The sequence below is a fragment of the Roseomonas acroporae genome, assembly GCF_023223525.1.
In the GTDB taxonomy this organism is placed as follows: Bacteria; Pseudomonadota; Alphaproteobacteria; order Acetobacterales; family Acetobacteraceae; genus Roseomonas_E; species Roseomonas_E acroporae.
In genome coordinates this window covers 1-1,392 of sequence record NZ_JALPRX010000239.1, presented here as the reverse complement: position 1 = coordinate 1,392, position 1,392 = coordinate 1, and the positions used below count along the sequence as shown (strand labels likewise).

General features: G+C 71.7%; 5 protein-coding genes. All 5 read left to right on the top strand.

The window, feature by feature from the left end; translation table 11 throughout:
• A partial coding sequence (locus tag M0638_RS28280; RefSeq protein ID WP_248670296.1) for a hypothetical protein occupies positions 1-208 on the top strand: 208 nt, incomplete at its 5' end.
• Positions 205-750 (top strand): hypothetical protein, encoded by a 546-nt coding sequence (locus tag M0638_RS28275; protein WP_248670295.1) that lies wholly within the window; start codon positions 205-207, stop codon positions 748-750. The genes M0638_RS28280 and M0638_RS28275, both read left to right, overlap by 4 nt.
• On the top strand, positions 750-971 hold the full coding sequence (locus tag M0638_RS28270) for a hypothetical protein (RefSeq protein WP_248670294.1): 222 nt from the start codon (positions 750-752) through the stop codon (positions 969-971). The genes M0638_RS28275 and M0638_RS28270 overlap by 1 nt, the downstream gene beginning before the upstream one ends.
• Complete coding sequence (locus M0638_RS28265) at positions 968-1,216, top strand: hypothetical protein (protein WP_248670293.1); 249 nt, start codon at positions 968-970, stop codon at positions 1,214-1,216. Before M0638_RS28270 ends, M0638_RS28265 begins: the two co-directional genes overlap by 4 nt.
• Positions 1,213-1,392 (top strand): hypothetical protein (locus M0638_RS28260; RefSeq protein ID WP_248670292.1); only part of this gene is annotated, 180 nt, incomplete at its 3' end. The genes M0638_RS28265 and M0638_RS28260, both read left to right, overlap by 4 nt.

Below are 1,392 nucleotides of genomic sequence, written 5' to 3'. Positions count from 1 at the left end.
CGTGTCGAAACGCGTCCAGTACCGCCGTAAGCCGCGCCAGCGCGCGCCGCTGCCGGCTGCCCCGCGCATTGTGCTTCTGCACGGCCTGACCGGCCCCGACGGCGAGCCCCGCGCTGCTGTCGCCATGCCCGGCTGCCCGATCCCGACCCTGTTCCCGACCATCGCAGCGGCGCTCGCCGCGCTGCGCACCCTGGAGGCCGCTCGATGAGCCGCCGTCCCTTGAAGGCCCATCGCCTCATGGCGAACGACCGCCGGCGCTCCGCCGTGCACGAGGCCGGGCACTACGTGGTGGCGCACCACGTCGGCCTGCGCAACGTCCGCGCCCAGATCTTCCGCAGATCCGAGAGGAACGTGCTCGAAGAGCCGACCTGGGGCGGCAACTGCGGTGTGCCGTGGATGCCGCTGAGCCGCCTCTCCGATCGGCGCCGCATCATGTTCTCCGTGGCCGGCGCCGTGGCGGAACAGGCCTGGGACGACTATCGCGGCCGCGAGCGCCTGGACGAACTCTGCTTCGAGGACCTGCTGATCGAGCCGGATGCCATGTCGGCGACCGACTGGGACGGCTGCGGCTGCCTGCCCGGCGAGCCGAACTTGAAGCTGGTCCGCTGTGCCGAGCAGGTGGCGGAATTGCTGACGCCCCACGGCGGGGCGCTCTGGCCGCTCCTGTTGCAGACGAGTCGTTCGCTGATCCGCAACGGCTGGATCACCAGCGAAAAGCAGGCCGCGAACGCCGGCAGGAGGCATCGCTGATGCCCCGCGACACCACCCGCCCGCAGAAGGGCAGCGCGCTGCTCCCCGCCTGCCGCCTCTACGTGAAGACCTCGGCCAAGGGCGAGCGCTACCTGATGGGCCGCCTCGGCGGGCTGCGGGTGCTGATCATGCCGAAGCGCGCCGACGACGAGGGCGAGCACAGCCACAACCTGCTGCTGGGCGAGGCCGGACAGCGTGACGGTGGGGAGAGTGGTCGATGATCGACCCCCGCGATTTCGACAAACTCCCGCCCGAGCTGCGGCAGAAGCTCCACGCGAAGCTGCTGGAGTTCCTGGCCGAGCACGGCATCCGGCCGATGGTCAACCGCCGCACCGGCGAGCTGGTGGTGCCGCTGGAGGAGCTGAGCGCGAAGCTCGGCATCTCCGAGGAGGAGGGCCGCCGGATCCTCGGCCGCGATCCGCGCGACTTCACGGTCAACCCGGACGACGTGGTGCCGCTGCAATGAGCGCCGCCGTCACCGACCTGCGTCTCCGTCGTGGCGCCGAGCACGTCTGCCGCCTCGGACCGCGCGCCCTGGCCGAGCTGCTGGCCGAGATCGGTGCCCAGCACGGCATCCACGACGAGATCGTCCGCGCGCTCGCCGCGTACCAGCGCGTCACGCCCGGCATGCTGCGCGCGGCC

Bases quoted from the DNA above. Each gene is read 5' to 3' on its own strand.
- M0638_RS28275 (WP_248670295.1), top strand. From the start codon at position 205: ATGAGCCGCCGTCCCTTGAAGGCCCATCGCCTCATGGCGAACGACCGC.
- M0638_RS28270 (WP_248670294.1), top strand. From the start codon at position 750: ATGCCCCGCGACACCACCCGCCCGCAGAAGGGCAGCGCGCTGCTCCCC.
- M0638_RS28265 (WP_248670293.1), top strand. From the start codon at position 968: ATGATCGACCCCCGCGATTTCGACAAACTCCCGCCCGAGCTGCGGCAG.